The sequence below is a fragment of the Oryzophilus luti genome (assembly GCF_059726245.1).
In genome coordinates, this window is sequence record NZ_AP040874.1 from 3,621,424 (window position 1) to 3,639,492 (window position 18,069).

The following is an 18,069-nucleotide window of genomic DNA, read 5'->3' on the forward strand; positions in this document are numbered from 1 at the left end:
TGCCAACGAATATTGTACTAAACACACAATCACGACGGCGAAAGGTATCCTCGCCATTCTTCGTGGTCTTGCCAAGGGAGGTCACCCCTATTAGACGCGAAAGTCGCCGAATTGTTCCAGTTAGACGGTTAGATTCTCCGGTGGCGCGTTCCGCAGAGGGACGGCGGTGGCGCCGTGGTGTGCAGCGCTTCGGCCGGGAATGGCATCCAATGAAAGGCGCCGTAAAGAATTGGTTTTTCGGCACCTTTGCGGTAAAATTGCGAGTGGTAGTGGCGGCAAAAGTCCCGTCCTGAGCAGCCGAGCCAGGTGGAGTATCAAAGCCGGGCTGGCTTCTTGGCGAAGTATCCTGGTGGGCGGAAGCCCACTTTTTGTTTCGTCCCTCTTCAACGCGACTGGCAAGCCAGTTTCGAGGGGAGCGATGCGCGAGCGCGTCGCGACCGCCGCTGGCCAGCGCAGGCAGCATCAGGGCCTGAACAGGATGACTACGGTCTGAAGCCGCACGAGAGAAGCTTATGGCAACCACAGCACTGGAACATGTGCGCGAAATCGCCGACCGCGTGGCCGCTTCAAGCGGGCTGGAAGTGGTCGAGCTTGAACTGCACGGCACGGGGAAGACGCGCACGCTGCGCATCTTCATCGACAAGCCCGAGGGAGTGACCCACGAGGACTGCTCGGCCTTCAGCCGCGAGGTCAGCACCATCTTTGACGTGGAAGACGCGGTGAAGGGCGGCGGCTACCTGCTGGAGGTTTCCTCCCCGGGGCTGGACCGCAAGCTGTACAAGGCGGCCGACTACGAGCGGTTCCAGGGAAGCCTGGTGAAGGTGATGACCTTCGAGCCGGTCAACGGCAACCGCCACTTTGAGGGGCGGCTGACAAAGTTTGAGAACGGCCACCTGACCCTGACGCTGGAGACGGCGAGCAAAAAGCGCGCCAAGCAGCAGGGTGAAGGTGCGGTCGAGTTGGAACTGGCGCAGATCGAGAAAGCGAACCTGGTTCCCGAGTTTTAGAGCGCTCCGCAGCGGAGGCGGGCGCATAACCTGCGGCCCGCGGGCCGCGAAGTGAATTCTGCAAGGGTGAAGGATACGGATATGGCGAGTGAACTCTACAACGTGATTGAAGCGCTGAGCCGTGAGAAGGGTATCGAACCGGAGATTGTGGTTTCCGCGGTGGAAGACGCCATTGTTGTGGCCACCCGCAAGTTTTATAAGACGCAGGAAAACCTGCGCGGCGTGATGGACAAGGAGACGGGCAAGGTGCACGTCTACTCGGTGAAGAACATCACCGCCACCGATGATGAGATCGAGGACGACAACCTCCAGATTTCGCTGGAAGAGGCGCAGAAGATCAGCCCCGAAGCCGAAGTCGGCGGCGAGCTGATGGAGGAGAAGTCGACCGACGGCTTGGGCCGCATTGCGGCGCAACTGGCCAAGCAGGTCATCCTCCAGAAGGTGCGCGAGGCCGAGCGCGATACGGTCTTCAACGAGTATGCGGGCCGCGTGCTGGAAGTGGTCAACGCCACGGTGAAGCGCATCGAAGGCCAGGACATCATCTTCGACTTGGGCAAGGCCGAGGCGAAGATGCCGAAAAAGGAACAGTCGAAGCTCGAGTCGTTCACCGTGGGCGAGCGCGTTCGCGTGGTGATCTCGCGCGTGGAGAAGGCGACCAAGGGGCCGTCGGTGGTGGTTTCGCGCGCCGCTCCAGAGCTGGTCATCAACCTGTTCCAGACGGAAGTGCCGGAAATTTATGACAACACGGTGGTCATCCGCGCCATTGCGCGCGAAGCGGGCGAGCGCACCAAGATCGCCGTCATGTCCCGCGACAAGGATGTGGACGCCGTGGGCGCCTGCGTCGGCATGAAGGGCATGCGCGTGCAGTCGATCATCCGCGAGCTGCGTGGGGAGAAGATCGACATCATCGAGTTCCACGAGGACCCGGTGACGTTTGCAGAGAAGGCCCTGCAGCCTGCGAAGGTCAGCCGCGTCTCCGTCGTTGACGCCTCGGAGAAGCACCTTGAGGTCATCGTCGACGACAGCCAGTTGTCGCTGGCCATCGGCAAGAAGGGCCAGAACGTCCGCCTGGCGGCCAAGCTGCTCGGCTGGAAGATCGACATCAAGAGCGAGGAAGAGAAGCGCCAGGAAGTCGAACAGCAGATGAGCGCGCTGGTGGGCGGCTCGAACACGCCGCTGGAGAGCCTGATGGAAGAGCTGGGCGAGGGCGTGATCGAGAAGCTGAATACGGCTGGCATCACCACCATCGAAGGTCTGGCCGATATGCACCCCGAACAGCTCGAAGCCATTCCGGGCATCGGGCCGAAGACGATCGAAAAGATTTCAGTAGCGGTCAACAACTTCTTCAACCCCGGCGTGCAACCGGCGGAAGGCGCGGAAGAGGCGCAGCCCGCGGAAGCTGGCGAGGCGGGTGAGGCTGTGGAGCCTGCCGCCGAAGCGGCGGAAGAAGCGGTTGAAGAAGCAGCGGAAGGCGCGGAGGCCGCGGCGGAAGCCGAACCGGCCGAGGCGCAGCCTGAAGAAGAACATTCCGGTGAGAGTGAAAGTGCACCGGAGAAGCAGTAAGGCCGCACAGCGGCACAAACCAATAAGCATCGAGGACTTTATGAAGGCTTAGTGGCTACAGGAATAGACGGAGGAAACGAAGGGCGGAATGAAGATTCGAATCAATGATCTGGCTCGTGAGCTGGAAGTGAAGAGCAGGGAGATTCTTGAGGTGCTGCCGAAGGTTGGCGTCACCGAAAAGAAGACCCACTCCAGTTCGCTCGAAGCTGATGAGGCAGAGAAGGTAAGGAAATACTTGACTGAACGTTCAGGCGGCAGTGGCCGCAGGGGCTCTTCACACGGCTCGGATGAATTCAAGCCGAAGATTGATCTGTCGAAGATCTCCAAGCCCGGCGATGTGCTGAAGGCGATTACCGCGCAGACGCACCCGTCGGCTCCAGCCACGCCAGCCAAGCCCGCAACTCCTCCGCCCACACCGCCGCGCACGATTGTGACGCGCCCGGCGGCGGTGGTCACTCCACCGAAGCCTGCTGCCGCTGTGGTTGTGCCGCCGAAGCCGCGCGTTATTACGCCGGAAACGGTTGCTGCCGCCGCTGCTGCGCGCGCGCAAGCTGCCGCCCAGGCCGCTGCCAAGGCGGAAGCCGCCAAGCCGCAGCCGCAGGAGCCGGTGGTGAAGGCCGTCGCTCCGGTTGCAGCCGCGCCTGAGCCGCCCGTTGCTCCGGCCGTGGAGGCCAAGCCTGCTGCCGCTCCGGCCAAGCCGGAAGCTCCGGCGGAGAAGCCTGCTGCCGAGGCCAAGTCCGCGCCTGCTGCTCCGGCAGCGGAACCGGCCAAGCATGCGGAAAAGCCGGCCGCGACCGCAGCTCCTGCGTCCAAGCCCGCAGAGAAGCACGCGGAGAAGCCTGCTGCAACGCCCACGCCGAAGCCGTTCAATCCGCTGGCGCCGCCTCCGGGCCGCCGCATGATTGTGCCGCAGACGGGGCCGCGTCCGGTTTACACCGCGCCGCCACCACGTCCGACGCCGCCGCCTACGGCGCAGCGCACGGGCCTGCCGGTTCGTGGACAGCCGATCTTCCAGCGCCCGCGTCCGGGCATGGGTGGTCCGGGTTCGCGCCCGGGCTTCAACCGTCCGGCTGGACCGGGAGGCGAACGCCGCCCGATGCACCCAACGCGCAGCAACCCGATTCCGGGTTCGCGTCCGCCGGGAATGGGCGGCCGTCCGATGGGTGCAGGCGCAGGTGCGCCGCCTCCGGGACCGTCGCGTCCGGGAGCGCGTGCCGGTGCGCCTTCGCGGCGTCCGGGCCAGCGCTACATGCCTCCCAAGGGCAGGGCGGAAGGTCCTATGAAGGGCTTTGTTCCGCCGCCACGGCTCTCGCTTTCGACCGAGCCGTTGCCGATCACGCGCTCCATCACCATTACCGAGGGCGTGAGCGTAAAGGACCTGGCGGAGAAGCTGGAAATTCGCGCAAAGGATTTGATCGCGCGTTTGCTGGCGCGTGGCGTCTTTGCCACCATCAACCAGACGCTCGATCCGGAGTTGGCTCGTGAGATGGCCCGCCAGTTCGGCGCTGACACCACGGTCGTCAGCTTTGAGGACCAGGTGCAGCATGACCTGGAAGCCGAGGCGCTGGCCGCCAACGACGAGACGGTCTTTAACGAGGTCGTGCGTCCGCCGGTGGTCACCATCATGGGTCACGTCGACCACGGTAAGACCAGCCTGCTCGACGCCATCCGTTTGACGGATGTGGCGGGCGGCGAAGCCGGTGGCATTACGCAGCACATCGGCGCTTACAAGGTGCGCATCTCGGATCCGAACTCTCCGGCCAACGGCCGCGAAATCGTCTTCCTGGATACGCCGGGTCACGAGGCCTTTACACGCATGCGTTCGCGCGGCGCCAAGGTCACCGATATCGTCATTCTGGTGGTTGCCGCCGATGACGGCGTGATGCCGCAGACGCTGGAAGCCATTGACCACGCCAAGGCTGCCAAGGTGCCCTTGATCGTGGCCGTCAACAAAATTGATAAACCCGGCGCCATGCCGGACCGCGTGAAGAAGCAATTGGCCGATCGCGGACTGATGCCGGAAGACTGGGGCGGCGAGACGGTGTTCGTCGATGTTTCTGCCAAGCAGAAGACGAACCTGAACCTGCTGCTGGAAATGATCTGCCTGGTCTCCGACATGCAGAACCTGAAGGCCACGCCGGATCGCCTGGCGAGCGGCACCGTGCTGGAAGCCAAGCTGGACCGCGGACGCGGCCCGGTGGCGACCGTGCTGGTGCAGAACGGCACGCTGCGTAACGGCGAGAGCTTTGTGGTGGGCAACGTCTTCGGCAAGGTTCGCGCCATGTTTGACGACCGCGGCCGCGCCATCGACACGGCTGGTCCTTCGACGCCGGTGGAGATTCTCGGTCTGGATGGCCTGCCGCAGGCGGGTGACCAGATGGTGGTCGTCGCCGACCGCGAAAAGGCCCGCGAAATTGCGGACTACCGCGAGGCGAAGGCGCGCGAGGCGCAGTTGGCCAAGAGCACGCGTGTTTCGCTCGAAGGCCTGGCGGAGCAGATCAAGAAGGAAGGCTCGAAGGAGCTGGACGTCATCCTCAAGGGCGACGTGCAAGGCTCGGTCGAAGTCATCAGCGATCTGCTTACCAAGCTCAGCACGGAGAAGGTCAAGGTCAAGGTGCTGCACGCTTCCGTGGGCGCCATCACCGAAACCGACGTGCTGCTGGCCTCGGCCTCCAACGCGATCATCATCGGCTTCAACGTGCGTCCGGAACGCAAGGCGCAGGAGATGGCCGAGCAGGAAAAGGTCGACATCCGTCTGCACTCGATCATCTACGAGCTGCAGGACGAGATGAAGAAGGCCATGACCGGCCTGCTGGAACCGGTGATCAAGGAGACTTACCTGGGACGTGCGCAGGTGCTCAACACCTTCAAGATTCCGAAGGTTGGCACCATCGCCGGCTGCCAGGTTTCCGATGGCGTCATCAAGCGCGATTCCGATATCCGCCTGCTGCGCGACAATGTGGTCGTCTTCAGCGGCAAGATCGGTTCGCTCAAGCGCTTCAAGGACGACGCCAAGGAAGTCACCAACGGCATGGAGTGCGGTATCGGCATCCAGAACTACAACGACCTCAAGGTGGGCGATGTGATCGAAGCCTTCCATCAGGAGAGCGTCGCGGCGGTTCTGTAAAACTCAATCCAATCGCAAGGGGCTTCGCCACGGCGAGGCCCTTTGTGTTGTACGGGTACTTTCGGCATGCCCATCGCTCATCTCACGCTGGAGTTGCGGATTGAGCACGCGCACTCGCTCAAGGACAAGCGCCAGGCCGTGCGCAGTGTGAAGGACCGGCTGCGCGCGAGCTTCAACGTGGCCGTGGCCGAGGTGGATGTGACCGATCTGTGGCAGAGGGCAACCATCGGCGTGGTCAGCATTTCCGATTCGCGCGACTACCTGGCCGGGCTGATGAAGCAGGTGGAGTCGGCAGCGGTGCGGCTTGCCAACAACGTGGGCGCCGAGGTCGTAGACAGCTATTGCGACATTGAGTAGTCCGCCTGATGTGCCGATTAGAAATAGCGAAACGGGCGATTTTTCGTCACTCTCGCGCTGCAAAGTTTTTGGCAAAGGTGTAGATTGATAAGTTTTCCTCCGCTCGCCGAGCGTGCCGGGGAAAGGATGGAGTTTGAAGTGGAACCACGCGGACAGCAACACCGCCGGGAGCGTTTACACGAGGCCCTGCGGGAAGAACTGATCACGATCCTCTCCGGCGAGCTGGGAGATCCGCGCATCGGCCTGGTCACGGTGACCGAGGTGACCATGATGCCGGGCGGCAAGATGATGCGGGTCTACGTTACCGTGGAAGGAAGCGAAGAAGAGGCCAAGCAGACGATGCAGGGACTGGCGGCCTCCGTCGGCTTTGTGCGCCATGAACTGGCTGCCAACCTGGATCTGCGGAAGGCACCGGAAATTACGTTTCAGCTCGACCGGTCGGAGAAGTATGGAGCCCGCATTGACGAGCTTCTGAACCGGGTGGAGAAGCGCAAGAACAAGGGGTAAGTGTCCCGGTCTGCGCCTGCGGCATGCGTCCGGGGTAGACGGGACAAGAGCGAACACGATGGACGTGGTGGACCAAATTCTTGAGGGGCTGAAGGGCCGCGAGCGCTGGGTTGTGACCTCGCATGCGCGTCCGGACGGCGATGCGGTGGGCAGCGCCCTGGCCTGCGCGCAACTGCTGCGCGCGCTCGGCAAGCAGGTGACCGTGGTGCTGCATGACCCAGTGCCGCGCATCTACCGCTGGCTGCCCCGCGCCGAATACATCCTGACCACCAGCCATGTGAACGGCGATTACGATGGCGCGCTGGTGCTGGAGTGCGACGGGCTGGAACGCTCGCGCATCTCCGGCATGGAAAAGCTGTACGCCATCAGCATTGACCACCACAACACGATGAACGCGTTTGCCGACATCAACTGGGTGGTGCCGAGCGCCTCGGCCACGGCTGAACTTGTCTACCAGTTGGTGGTGCGCGCCGGAGTGAAGATCACGCCGGAGATGGCCACCTGCCTTTACACGGCGGTGCTGACCGACACCGGCATGTTCTGCTACGCGGGCACAGATGCGGCGACCTTTCAACTGGCGCGCAACCTCGTGGACGCCGGGGCCGACCCGGTGGCGATTGCGCGCAAGACGTTCTTTGCCAATCCGAGCGGCAAGATGAAGCTGCTGGGTGCGGCCATGCGCACGCTCGAGTTGCACGGCGCGCTGGCGACGATGCACGTGATGCGCCGCGACATGGACGCCTGCGGCGCCATCGACGAGGATTGCGAGGGCCTTGTGAACTACGCGCTCGGCATTGAGTGTGTGGAAACCGCGGCCTTCTTCCGTGAGACACTGGAGGGAAGGTTCCGCGTCAGCCTGCGCAGCAAGGGGCACCTTGACGTGGCCAAAGTCGCCGAGCACTTCGGCGGCGGAGGACACGCAGCGGCCGCCGGACTCTCCGTGGATGGCCCGCTGGAGAACGCCCGCGCGCAGGTGATGGCAGAAATCGAAAAGCAGACTCCGTCCCGGAAATAGCCGCAAGCGGCGCAGACAGCAACGCGCCACGCGACGGAAGAAAAAGGTATCCCATGGATTTGTTTCGTGACCCCCTCCAGATGTTTTCGTTCCTCGGCGCGCTGATGATTCTTGTGGCCTATGTTGGCCACCAGACCGGCCGCATGAACCCGCGCAGCGCCCTCTACAACGTTCTCAACGCCATCGGCTCCGGCATCCTCGGCTACGTGGCGCTGCATCCGTTCAAGCTCGGCTTCGTCATCCTGGAGTTTGCCTGGGTGGCCATCAGCATCTGGGCCATGTTCCGGCCCACGGAGCGCACCGAGTAGCGCGCCTGCACCGCTGATTTCGGCGCGGCCCGGCCTCGCACGCCTGTTAGACTTCAGCCATGGAACTCAATCGTGAGCGTGGCCGCGAACTCCTGCTGCTGGCAGGTATCTGCGGCTTCCTGTTCTTCTATCAGCTTGGCAGCTTCGGCCTGATTGGCGCCGATGAGCCGCGCTATGCGCAGGTGGCGCGTGAGATGCTTGAGCGCCACGATTGGGTGACGCCGATTCTCAACCACGGCCCGTGGCTGGAGAAGCCCATCCTCTACTATTGGGGAGCCATGCTGTCGTACAGCGTGTTCGGCGTCAGCGACTGGGCTGCGCGCGTGCCCTCGGCGCTGCTGGCCACGCTGATGGTCTTCGCCGTCTACTGGTTCGCCTCGCGCTTCCGTCCGGCCATGCGCTTGGACATGGCGCTGATGACGGCCTCGGGCGTCATGGTGTTTGGCATGGCCCGCGCCTCTGCCACAGACATGCCGCTGACCGTGCCGTTTACGCTCAGCCTGCTGGCGTGGTTTGCCTGGTATCGCACCAAGCATCGCGCACTGCTCGTCGCCTTCTACGCGGCGAATGCGGTGGCCATGCTGGCAAAGGGGCCGGTGGCGCCGGTGCTCGCCGCGGGCATCATCGTGCTGTTCGCGCTTGTGCTGCGCCGGCCAAGACTCATCCTGGAATCACTCTGGCTGCCGGGCGTGCTTGTCTTCTGCGTGGTGGCGCTTCCGTGGTACGCGCTGGTGCAACTGCACACGCCGCAGTTCGCGCGTGTCTTTCTGCTGGAGCACAATCTCGCACGCTTCGGCACCAACATGTTCCGCCACAAGCAGCCGTTCTGGTTTTACGTGCCGGTGGCGCTGGTGGCCACGCTGCCATGGGTGGCCTTCACGGTTTCCGGCGTAATTGGCGCGGTGCGCGACCTGAAGTTCCAGAAGTGGAAGCCCGAAGAGGGCGATGAGGCGCTGGGGACGTTTCTGCTCATCTGGGCGCTGGTGCCGATTGCGTTCTTCTCCATCTCCACCTCGAAGCTGCCAGCCTACATTCTGCCGGCGGTGCCCGCGCTGCTGCTGCTGGGCGCGGAGTGGGCGCACGGACGCATCCGCTATGGCGTGAAGCCGGGCGCGCTGCTGGCGTTTTCGCACGCGGCGGTGCTGGCTCTTCTGGCGGCCGCCACCGTCATGTCTCCCACGTGGCTGCTGAAGCAGCCAGCGAGCGTGATGACCCTGATGGCGGCCTCGACGGCGGGCACTGTGGTCTTTCTTGTCGTGGCGCTGGGCCTCTATTTCCGCGGCTGGGAGCTGGTCCGCTTCCTGACCCTTGCGGTGCTGATCTTCTGCGTGGGTTACGTGTTGCGCACCCAGACTTTCACGCTCGATGCCGTGCAGTCGGCGCGGCCGGTCAACCAGTTCATCCGCGAACTGGGCGTTCCGGACACCGAGACTGTTGCGGTCTTCGGCGTCAAGCGCGACCTCGAATACGGCCTGCAGTTCTACCGCAACCAGCGCGTGTGCACCTATCAGGCGATTGAGCCGGGGCAGCCCGAAACCATCGCGATTCCTGCGAGCGCGCACCTGGTGGTCATTCGCGAAGGACAGCGCGCACAGCTTGCGGCGGCGCTCGGCGGGCGTCCTGTGGCCTTTGCCGGCTATTACCGTTTGCAGCATCTTGAGTTGTATTCGGTGGCGGCGCGGTAGCGAAAAGGCGGCGGTAGCGCGCGGCGTATTTCGCAGGGGGAAGTCACCTCAGCACCGCGCCCGCTCTTGCACAGGGGTACCCGGATGCACAACCCACGCGGGTTTGCCGCTCGCTCGCGCCGCGGTTACACTGCGAGTGAACACCAGCGGGCAATCAGTGGAGATCCTTGACCTGAGACATTTCGCGTCCCCGGACCTGCGTCCTCTTTTGGAGGATGAGTCGGAGATTTGGCTGCGCAAGCTGAACTGGAATTACCGCAGCTCGAGCGAAATGATCCTGCGCTACATGGATGCGCGCATCCTGCCCGGCTATGCGGCGGTCGACCGCGGCCGCATCATCGGCTACACCTTTTACGTGTACGAGGGCGCCAAGGGCGTCATCGGCGACATGTACGTGGATGTGGCGCGCAGCAACGAAGAGCGGCGCAGGGTGCAGCATGAACTGCTGACCACCGTGATTGACACGTTGCAGCAGTCGCCGGGCATACACCGCGTGGAAGCGCAGCTTCTGGTGCATCCCTCCGGCGAAGCTGCGGCTGAATTTCTGCAGGCGGGCTTCCGCCGCTACCCGCGTTTCTTCATGGAAACCTCCGTGCGCGGAATTTCTGCGCCGAGCCGTCCGCTGCCCGAGGCTCTGGAACTGCGCACCTGGCAGGATGGCGATTATCAGCCGGCGGCACAACTCATCACCGCCGCCTATCGCGGACACGTTGACAGCGACATCAACGACCAGTACCGGTCGGTCTCCGGCTCGCTGCGGTTTCTAAATAACATCGTGCGTTTCCCCGGCTGCGGCGCATTTGACCCGCAGTCGTCGTTCATCGCCGTGCATCGCAAGTCGCGGCAGAACGTGGGCATGCTGCTCTGCTCGCGCATCCGCGAGGACGTCGGCCACATCACGCAGGTGTGCCTGCTGCCGGAGTTCCGCAGCCAGGGCATTGGCGAGCACCTCATCCACGCCAACAGCGTGGCTCTTGCTGCAACCGGCGGCCACCTGATGAGCCTGACCGTGACCGAACAGAACCAGCGCGCGGTGGCCCTCTATAAGCGCCTCGGCTTCCAGGTGCAGCACGTCTTCGACGCCTTTGTCTGGGAAGGGTGACCGCTGCACCATCCTTCTATTACGCGGCGATTCTGATTACACTGGCACTATGAGCCTGTCTGAAAACATTGCGCGCATTCGCGAGCGCATCGATCGTGCTGCCGCGCGTGCGGGGCGCAGCGCCGACAGCGTAGCGCTGATGGCTGTCAGCAAGACGCACCCGGCGGAGGCCATCCTTGAGGCCTATGCGGCGGGGCAGCGGCTGTTTGGCGAGAACCGCGTGCAGGAGTTCGCCGGGAAGTTTGCGCCGCTGACCGAGTTGAAGGACGCGGAGTTTCACCTCATCGGGCACCTGCAGTCGAACAAGTCCGCCAAGGCCGCCGAGTTGTTCCACGCGGTCGATAGCGTCGATTCCCTGCGGCTGGCAGAACGGCTTGATGCTGCGGCTGCCGCGTTGGGCAAGCGGCTCGGCGTGCTCATTGAGGTCAACATTGGCGGCGAGGAAGCCAAGAGCGGGCTGGCGGAGAGTTCGCCCGAGTTGGCGCAGATGCTCGAGGCAGCGCCTCGCCTCGAACACCTTGAGTTTCGCGGGTTGATGACGGTGCCGCCGTTCACGGAAGACCCCGAGGGCGCGCGTCCGTACTTCCGCCGCCTGCGCGAGTTGCGCGAGGAGCTGGCGGCGAAGTTCCCCACGGTGAAGCTGCGCGAGCTTTCCATGGGCATGTCGCACGATTTTGAAGTGGCCATCGAGGAAGGCTCGACCTGCGTGCGCGTGGGCACGGCCATCTTTGGCGCGCGGGACTACTCGAAGGAAAGCTCAAAGTGATTCAGATCCGCGAGAGCGCCGAGGGCGTGTCGTTCGCCATACGCGTGCAGCCGCGCGCCAGCCGCAACGCCGTGGTGGGAGAAATGGGCGAGGCCGTGAAGATTGCCCTGACCGCGCCGCCCGTGGAGGGCAAGGCCAACGAGGCCTGCATCGAGTTCCTCGCAAAACTCTTGGGCGTGGCGCGCTCCTCGGTTACGATTGCCGCAGGCGAAACCGGCCGCAACAAGGTCATACGCGTCGCCGGCCTGACGGCCGCGCAGGTGCGGGAAAAGCTCGGACATTAACGGAGGAAGAGACGTTGAGCATTGCGCAGCGTTTGCAGGAGATACGCACTGGCTTTGAGCGGCCATTCTGGGTCGCCAACATCAGCGAGCTGTTCGAGCGCTTGTCCTACTACGCGGCCTTCGCCTCGCTGGCGCGTTACCTGCATGAGACGCTGCAGTTCCCGACCGAACGGGCGGCAAGCCTTTCCGGTTTGTTCGGCGGCCTAGTCTGGTTCCTAGCGGCGTTTGGTGGTACGGTCGCGGACCGCATGGGGTTCCGGCGGTCGCTCTCGCTGGCGTACTTCCTGCTCAGCAGCGCGTACTTCCTGCTCGGTTCGCTGGGCGCTCCGTGGATGGGGCCGGTTCGCAGCGTGCTCCCGCTGGGGCTGCTGGTGGCGTTGGTGCTGATGCTGCCTGCCCTTGGCATCTCCCTGGTGAAGCCCTGCGTGGTGGGCACCACGGCGCGCGCCTCCAAGGAAAATGTTCGTTCCATCGGCTACTCGATTTACTACACGCTGGTGAACATTGGCGGCGCGGCCGGGCCGTACGTCGCCTCCTACGTGCATCAGCACCTCGCGGTGGAGAACGTCTTCCGCGTGGCTGCCTTGAGCGTGCTGCTCATGTTCTTCGCGGTGTTGCTGTTCTTCCGCGAGCCCCGGCGTTCGGAGGAGGAAGCTGTCCCCACGCTTGCGCAATCGGCAGCCAATTTCTGGACGGTGCTCTCCAACCCGCGTTTCATGCTGTTCCTGATCATCTTCTCCGGGTACTGGGTGGTTTACTGGCAGGAATTCATCATTCTGCCGCTGTATGTGCATGACTACATCAACCCGAAGACCGACACGGAACTGCTGCTGGTGACCGGCCCGCTGACGATCATCACCCTGCAGATGGTGGCCAGCTTCCTGACGCGCAAGATTCCGGCATTCCGCGCCGTCACCTTGGGCGCGTTGATCTCCTCGCTGGCCTTCCTCATCCTTGTGTTCCACCCGTCGGTGCCGATGGTTATCCTGACCTTGTTCATGGTCGCCATCGGTGAGATCACCCAGTCTCCGCGCTACTACGAATACATCTCGCGTCTGGCACCGGCCGGGCAGCAGGGAACGTACATGGGCTTCGCCTTCATGCCCATCGGCATCGGCTCGCTGATTGGCGGCTGGTTCGGCGGACGTTTGATGCACTACTTTGGCGAGGTACGCCACCAACCGGAGATTATCTGGGTGTGCGTCAGCCTGCTTGGCGTGCTCACCGCCGGGTTGCTGTGGGTCTACGACCGCGTGGTGCTGCGGAGCGCTGAGCCGAGCCACTAATGCCCAAGCCGGTCGACTACATTGCGAATCATCTGCGGCAGGTGCTGATTGACGGGGCCGCCGCGCCGCACACGGCGGAGGTTGAAGCGTTCTTCCAGCACGAGGTGACCTCGCGCGGCTGGCGCTATCCCGAGCTTCGCACGCTGGCCAAGCGCTTCCGCAAGGTCATACGGCATGAAGCCGGGCTGGACTACCTCGTGCAGGTCTCCGACGACCTGTTCAACGGACGCGTGCTCGAAGAGCGCGTGCTGGCCGTGCAACTGCTGGAGAGCTACCCCAAGGAGATGGAGCCGAAGCACTTCAAGCTGCTTGAAAGCTGGCTCGACCGCATTCTCTCCTGGGCCGACCACGATGCGCTCTGCTCGTACCTGATCGGGCCAATGATGGTTCTTGAACACCGCCGGACGGCACGCGCGCTGGTGTGGTCGCGCTCGGCCGAGCGCTGGCACCGCCGCGCCGCCTGCGTCTCTCTCATACGCGGCGTGCGCGAAGGCCTGTTCGAGCTGGAGACCGAAGAGGTCACGCACCGTCTGCTGAAGGAAGAGGACGTGATGGTGCAGAAGGGCTTGGGCTGGCTGTTGCGCGAGGGCGCCAAGTACAACCCCAAGTTCACCGTGCCGCTGCTGAAGTCGATCAAGGACACGGCTCCGCGGCTGGTGCTGCGCACCGGCTGTGAAACCCTGAACTCCACGCTGCGCACGCAGATCCTGGGCTGAGCCGCTCTTCGCGTCCCCACGGAAAGGCCGCGCCCGCGTGCCGCTAACGGCCCCGCGCCGCTCCGCTGTACAATAAGCCCCTATGAAACTCGAAGCCATTCAGGCCGCGTTGCGCGACCGCAAGCTTGATGCCTGGCTGTTCTACGATCATCACCACCGCGACGAGATTGCCTACAGCATTCTCGGTCTGCCCGCCAACATGCACGTTACGCGGCGCTGGTTCTACCTGGTGCCCGCCGTGGGCGAGCCGGTGAAGCTGAACCATCGCGTGGAGCCGAAGCACCTGACGGCTCTTCCGGGCAAGCAACTGCACTACGGCCCGTGGCAGGAATTGCACGCCAAGCTGCGTGAGATTCTGTCGCCGTACAAGAAGGTGGCCATGCAGTACTCGCCGAACAACCAGATCATGTACGTCTCGCTGGTAGACGGCGGCATGCTGGAGCTGGTGCGCAGTTTCGGCGTGGACGTGGCCAGCTCGGCCGATCTGGTTTCGCAGTTTGAAGCCACGCTGAGCGAGCCGCAGATTGCCACGCACTTTGCGGCTCGCGACAAGATGGACGCCATCATGGCTGCGGCCTGGAAGGAAGTGGGCCAGCGCGTGCGCGGCGGTGGCTGGGACGAGTTCTCGGCGCAGCAGTGGCTCGGCGAGGCCTTCCAGCGCGAAGGGCTGGTGACGGACGATCTGCCGATCGTGGGCGTGAACGCCAATGCCGGCAATCCGCACTACGGCCCGACGAAGGAAAGCTCGCAGCCCATTCGCGTGGGTGACCTGCTCCTCATTGACATGTGGGCCAAGCTCGACCAGCCGGATGCCGTCTACTACGACATCACCTGGACGGGCGTCATTGGCGAGCCGAGCAAGCGCCACGTCGAAATCTTCAACATCGTGCGCGACGCACGCAATGCGGGCATTGCGGAGGCCAAGAACGCCTTTGCGGCCAAGCAGCGCATCGAGGGCTGGCAGGTGGACGACGCCACGCGCGGCGTCATCGCCAAAGCCGGTTACGGCGACTACTTTGTGCACCGTACCGGACACTCCATCGGCACCAGCGTCCACGGCAATGGCGCCAACATGGACAACCTGGAGACGCAGGACGTCCGCGAGATTCTGCCAAATACGTTATTCTCAGTAGAGCCGGGAATTTATCTTCCCGAGTTCGGCATCCGCAGCGAGGTCGATGTGCTGATCCGCAACGGCGCGGCCGAAGTGACCGGGCGCATTCAGGATGCGCTGGTGCTGGTTTAGGCAGGTTATGGCGAAAGAGACGAACGCAGCTAAGAACGCGGTGGAGGAGCAGTTTCCGCCGAACACGATGAGCATGCTGGCGCTGGCCGCGGGATGGATCATCCCCGGCGGCGGCCACCTCATCCAGAAGCGCTGGGTGCGCGGACTGCTCATCATGGTTTCGGTGCTGTCCATGTTCTTCATGGGCAAGGCCATGCAGGGCAAAATCTACGGCACCAGCTTTAATGACCTGATCGACGTGCTCAGCTTTGTCGGCGACTTCTGCACCGGGGGGCTTTACTTCCTGGCGCGCTCGCTCGACTGGGGTACCGGACAGGTGCAGCGCGCCGTGGGTGACTACGGCACCAAGTTCATCGTCGTCGCCGGTCTGCTCAACCTGGTCTGCATGATTGACGCTTACCACATCGCCATCGGAAAGAAGCAATAATGGAACTGTCACACTTTTCCGCCGCGCTCGTCTTCAGCATCTGCGCCTCCATCGTCTTCGGCATCACGCAGCGCAACACGCCGCGCGAGATGGCCAAGTACGGCGCCTACTGCTTCGCCTGGTTCATGGGCGGACTCATCATCGCCAGTTGGGCGCTCTACTTCATGAAGCGGTAACCGCGTTCATGGCGGCGCCACGTGCGTGCCGCGAGTGGAACGCAGACGATAGTTCAAAGCCCCGCGTAAGCCTGATGGCACGCGGGGCTTTCTGTTTGCTGTCGTGTTGCCACGCTTGGCTGTTTGCAGGCATGAAGAAAGGCGCTCCGAAGAGCGCCTTTCGTGTTTCGGTTGAACTGCCTGTTACATGATGGCGGTCGGCGGCGCCGGCTCGTCGGGATCTCCGGCGTTGGCCAGCGGCAGCTTCACCATCAGCACAGCTAGGGCAACGAGGGCGATCACAGCGGTCACCCAGGGAGCCTTCTCCATCACGGTGAACATGCTGCCGCGCGAGCCGACGATGGCCGCGACGACCAAGCCGCAGAGCGCTTCGCCCGCGATCAGGCCGCTGGCGGTGAGCACTCCGGCGTTGTCCACGCGCGCCTTCTGCGCGTCGTTCAGCTTGCCGTTGTCGCGCAGCTTGTCGGTGGCCCAACGGATGAGGCCGCCGACGAAGATGGCGAACGTGGTGCCCAGCGGCAGGTACATGCCGACCGAGAACAGCATGGGGCTTTTGACCTCGATCATGATGAGCGCGATACCCATCAGGATGCCGACGATCACCAGCGGCCACGCCATGTCATGGTTGACGATGCCCTTGGAGAGCATGGCCATCAGGCCGGCCTGCGGCGCCGGCAGCTTGTCGCTGCCGAAGTGATAGGCCTTGTCGAGCACCATCAGCGGGAAGAACAGCACCAGCGAAGCCACGATCACGCCCATGACGTCGCCCACCTGCATGCGCTTGGGGGTACCGCCGAGGATGTGGCCAACCTTCAGGTCCTGCAGCATTTCACCTGCGACGGCCGAGGAGACGCAGACCACGGCGGCCACGCCCAGCACGGCGGCCACGCCGCCAATACCGGAGACGCCGAGCGCCACCATCAGCAGCGCGGCAATCACCAGCGTGCACAGCGTAAGTCCGCTGATCGGGTTGTTGCTGGAGCCGATCATGCCGACCAGGTTGCCGCTGACGGCGGCAAAGAAGAAGCCAAGGATGATCATGACCACTGCGGCAACCACCGCGCCGGTAATCACCGTGGAGCCCGACAGGTTGCCGGCCCCGTGGATGAAGTACCAGTAGAGGCCGATCATGGCCAGCAGCACCACGGCCACGCCGACGAAGACCAGCTTCGCGCTCAGGTCCTGCTCGGTGCGGTCGGCGGCTTCATGAGCCTCGGTCGACTTCTTCAGATCGCTGACGGCGCGGGCAATTCCGGCGCCCAGCTGCTTACGCATCTTGAACAGCGTGTAGCTGGCGCCCACCAGCATGCCGCCCACAGCGATGGGGCGCACGATGGAGAAGTAGATGGCACCGGCCAGTGTGGGCCACGGGATCGAAGGCTGTCCGGCGGCGACCTGCGCGGCCTGCACGTAGGGGCCAAGGACATAGGTAAGAAGCGGAACCAGCAGGCCCCAGGCGAGCACGCCACCGGCAAAGTTCAGCGCGCCAAGGCGAGGGCCAATGATGTAGCCAACGCCGAGGTAGGCCGGGCTGATGTCCGGCGCGGCGAACGTGGTAGCGCCGCCGGTGATAGTGGTGGCCACTTCCGGCTTGGTGCTGGTGCGCAGCAGCAGCTTCTTGCCCACGTCGCCAATGGTGACATTGAAGACGTTGCTCGGATTGAAGACGTTGAGCTGGCCGAGCAGATAGAGCAGGCCACCGAAGCCCATGTTGCTGAACAGGATCTTCGCGGCCTTCGAGCCTTGCTGACCGGCTTTGTGAATTTCAGAGGCGGCAACCGATTCAGGGAAGGGCAGCTCTGGGTCTTCCACCATCACGCGGCGCAGCAGCGTGACGAACAGAATGCCCAACAGGCCGCCGATCACCATCAACACCACCGAGTTCCAGTAGTGGTCCGGTGTCAGCCCATTCCAGATGCCGGCCATGACGAAGGCCGGGATGGTGAACACGGCGCCAGCCGCCACCGACTCACCGATGGAGCCGACGGTACGGGCCATGTTCTCTTCCAGCAGCGAGCCTTTCATCACGCGCAGCAGGGACATGCCGATAACGGCCGCCGGATACGTGGCGGCAATCGTCATACCGGCTCTCAGGCCAAGGTACGCGTTGGCCGCTCCCAGCAGGGCGGTCATGAAAAGTCCGAGGACAATGGCGCGGCCCGTGAACTCGGTCATGGGCATGTTGGCGGGAACGTATGGTTTATGCACTCTGGGTTGCGAACTCATGAAGTCCTCTATGGTGCTCCTGTGGGGAATCCCGGAAGGCGCAAGTTAGCATGCGGTAAGAGTTTCATACAAGCGTAACCTTGCGCCGGTTGCGTGCTGCTATTGTGACACTAACGGGGCACTTACGGACAGCAGTTTACGGCCCTTTGGGGTGTCACCGGCGGTGTTTTACCGCAGCTTCGGCGATGTTCGTTGCGGCTGCCCGGCGGAAACCTTATACTTAGGGCAGTTCCCGTGAACGTCCGTCGCAACTGGGCGACGCTCCGCCAGC

General features: G+C 63.4%; 17 protein-coding genes. 16 read left to right on the forward strand and 1 reads right to left on the reverse strand.

Annotation, left to right across the window (positions count from 1 at the left end):
- The first annotated feature begins 512 nt into the window (after positions 1 to 512).
- The 16 genes from rimP to AC6IZO_RS15590 all read left to right on the forward strand — a co-directional run bounded on the left by rimP (position 513) and on the right by AC6IZO_RS15590 (position 15,572).
- Positions 513 to 1,007, forward strand: a complete 495-nt coding sequence (rimP, locus tag AC6IZO_RS15515; RefSeq protein WP_497806231.1) for a ribosome maturation factor RimP — start codon at positions 513 to 515, stop codon at positions 1,005 to 1,007.
- 81 nt (positions 1,008 to 1,088) lie between these two features.
- On the forward strand, positions 1,089 to 2,570 hold the full coding sequence (gene nusA, locus AC6IZO_RS15520; protein WP_497806232.1) for a transcription termination factor NusA: 1,482 nt from the start codon (positions 1,089 to 1,091) through the stop codon (positions 2,568 to 2,570).
- 88 nt (positions 2,571 to 2,658) lie between these two features.
- Positions 2,659 to 5,697, forward strand: a complete 3,039-nt coding sequence (infB, locus tag AC6IZO_RS15525) for a translation initiation factor IF-2 (protein WP_497806233.1) — start codon at positions 2,659 to 2,661, stop codon at positions 5,695 to 5,697.
- A gap of 66 nt (positions 5,698 to 5,763) precedes the next feature.
- Positions 5,764 to 6,054 (forward strand): DUF503 domain-containing protein, encoded by a 291-nt coding sequence (locus AC6IZO_RS15530; RefSeq protein ID WP_497806234.1) that lies wholly within the window; start codon positions 5,764 to 5,766, stop codon positions 6,052 to 6,054.
- 138 nt (positions 6,055 to 6,192) lie between these two features.
- Positions 6,193 to 6,561, forward strand: a complete 369-nt coding sequence (rbfA, locus tag AC6IZO_RS15535; RefSeq protein ID WP_497806236.1) for a 30S ribosome-binding factor RbfA — start codon at positions 6,193 to 6,195, stop codon at positions 6,559 to 6,561.
- Between the two features lie 58 nt (positions 6,562 to 6,619).
- Complete coding sequence (locus AC6IZO_RS15540) at positions 6,620 to 7,576, forward strand: DHH family phosphoesterase (protein WP_497806237.1); 957 nt, start codon at positions 6,620 to 6,622, stop codon at positions 7,574 to 7,576.
- A 53-nt stretch (positions 7,577 to 7,629) separates the two neighbouring features.
- Positions 7,630 to 7,884: a CBU_0592 family membrane protein gene (locus AC6IZO_RS15545; protein WP_497806238.1), complete on the forward strand. Its 255-nt coding sequence runs from the start codon at positions 7,630 to 7,632 to the stop codon at positions 7,882 to 7,884.
- A gap of 59 nt (positions 7,885 to 7,943) precedes the next feature.
- Complete coding sequence (locus AC6IZO_RS15550) at positions 7,944 to 9,569, forward strand: ArnT family glycosyltransferase (protein ID WP_497806240.1); 1,626 nt, start codon at positions 7,944 to 7,946, stop codon at positions 9,567 to 9,569.
- A 208-nt stretch (positions 9,570 to 9,777) separates the two neighbouring features.
- The gene (locus AC6IZO_RS15555; protein ID WP_497806242.1) at positions 9,778 to 10,671 is read left to right on the forward strand and encodes a GNAT family N-acetyltransferase; all 894 of its coding nucleotides are present in this window, start codon (positions 9,778 to 9,780) and stop codon (positions 10,669 to 10,671) included.
- A 49-nt stretch (positions 10,672 to 10,720) separates the two neighbouring features.
- Positions 10,721 to 11,437, forward strand: coding sequence for a YggS family pyridoxal phosphate-dependent enzyme (locus tag AC6IZO_RS15560; protein WP_497806244.1), 717 nt, complete (start codon positions 10,721 to 10,723; stop codon positions 11,435 to 11,437).
- Positions 11,434 to 11,721 (forward strand): DUF167 domain-containing protein, encoded by a 288-nt coding sequence (locus tag AC6IZO_RS15565; protein WP_497806246.1) that lies wholly within the window; start codon positions 11,434 to 11,436, stop codon positions 11,719 to 11,721. The genes AC6IZO_RS15560 and AC6IZO_RS15565 overlap by 4 nt, the downstream gene beginning before the upstream one ends.
- Positions 11,722 to 11,735: 14 nt before the next feature.
- Positions 11,736 to 13,007 carry an MFS transporter gene (locus tag AC6IZO_RS15570; RefSeq protein ID WP_497806248.1) on the forward strand — a complete coding sequence of 424 codons (1,272 nt, stop codon included), beginning with the start codon at positions 11,736 to 11,738 and terminating at the stop codon, positions 13,005 to 13,007.
- Entirely contained in the window at positions 13,007 to 13,723 is a 717-nt protein-coding gene (locus AC6IZO_RS15575) for a DNA alkylation repair protein (protein ID WP_497806250.1), read from the forward strand. The genes AC6IZO_RS15570 and AC6IZO_RS15575 overlap by 1 nt, the downstream gene beginning before the upstream one ends.
- A gap of 82 nt (positions 13,724 to 13,805) precedes the next feature.
- Positions 13,806 to 14,969 (forward strand): M24 family metallopeptidase, encoded by a 1,164-nt coding sequence (locus AC6IZO_RS15580; RefSeq protein WP_497806251.1) that lies wholly within the window; start codon positions 13,806 to 13,808, stop codon positions 14,967 to 14,969.
- 7 nt (positions 14,970 to 14,976) lie between these two features.
- Entirely contained in the window at positions 14,977 to 15,396 is a 420-nt protein-coding gene (locus AC6IZO_RS15585; protein WP_497806252.1) for a DUF6677 family protein, read from the forward strand.
- A complete protein-coding gene (locus AC6IZO_RS15590; RefSeq protein ID WP_497806254.1) occupies positions 15,396 to 15,572 on the forward strand; it encodes a hypothetical protein in 177 nt (58 codons plus the stop codon). Before AC6IZO_RS15585 ends, AC6IZO_RS15590 begins: the two co-directional genes overlap by 1 nt.
- Before the next feature lie 183 nt (positions 15,573 to 15,755).
- On the opposite strand, the gene AC6IZO_RS15595 is transcribed toward AC6IZO_RS15590, so the two are convergent.
- Positions 15,756 to 17,780 carry an OPT family oligopeptide transporter gene (locus AC6IZO_RS15595; protein WP_497806256.1) on the reverse strand — a complete coding sequence of 675 codons (2,025 nt, stop codon included), beginning with the start codon at positions 17,778 to 17,780 and terminating at the stop codon, positions 15,756 to 15,758.
- Between the last annotated feature and the right edge of the window lie 289 nt (positions 17,781 to 18,069).

What these genes read in the sequence shown, in the direction of transcription:
- AC6IZO_RS15545 (WP_497806238.1), top strand. Translation starts at nt 7,630, where the DNA reads ATGGATTTGTTTCGTGACCCCCTCCAGATGTTTTCGTTCCTCGGCGCG.
- AC6IZO_RS15585 (WP_497806252.1), top strand. Translation starts at nt 14,977, where the DNA reads ATGGCGAAAGAGACGAACGCAGCTAAGAACGCGGTGGAGGAGCAGTTT.
- AC6IZO_RS15590 (WP_497806254.1), top strand. Translation starts at nt 15,396, where the DNA reads ATGGAACTGTCACACTTTTCCGCCGCGCTCGTCTTCAGCATCTGCGCC.
- AC6IZO_RS15530 (WP_497806234.1), top strand. Translation starts at nt 5,764, where the DNA reads ATGCCCATCGCTCATCTCACGCTGGAGTTGCGGATTGAGCACGCGCAC.
- rimP (WP_497806231.1), top strand. Translation starts at nt 513, where the DNA reads ATGGCAACCACAGCACTGGAACATGTGCGCGAAATCGCCGACCGCGTG.
- AC6IZO_RS15540 (WP_497806237.1), top strand. Translation starts at nt 6,620, where the DNA reads ATGGACGTGGTGGACCAAATTCTTGAGGGGCTGAAGGGCCGCGAGCGC.
- AC6IZO_RS15550 (WP_497806240.1), top strand. Translation starts at nt 7,944, where the DNA reads ATGGAACTCAATCGTGAGCGTGGCCGCGAACTCCTGCTGCTGGCAGGT.
- nusA (WP_497806232.1), top strand. Translation starts at nt 1,089, where the DNA reads ATGGCGAGTGAACTCTACAACGTGATTGAAGCGCTGAGCCGTGAGAAG.
- AC6IZO_RS15575 (WP_497806250.1), top strand. Translation starts at nt 13,007, where the DNA reads ATGCCCAAGCCGGTCGACTACATTGCGAATCATCTGCGGCAGGTGCTG.
- AC6IZO_RS15560 (WP_497806244.1), top strand. Translation starts at nt 10,721, where the DNA reads ATGAGCCTGTCTGAAAACATTGCGCGCATTCGCGAGCGCATCGATCGT.
- AC6IZO_RS15580 (WP_497806251.1), top strand. Translation starts at nt 13,806, where the DNA reads ATGAAACTCGAAGCCATTCAGGCCGCGTTGCGCGACCGCAAGCTTGAT.
- infB (WP_497806233.1), top strand. Translation starts at nt 2,659, where the DNA reads ATGAAGATTCGAATCAATGATCTGGCTCGTGAGCTGGAAGTGAAGAGC.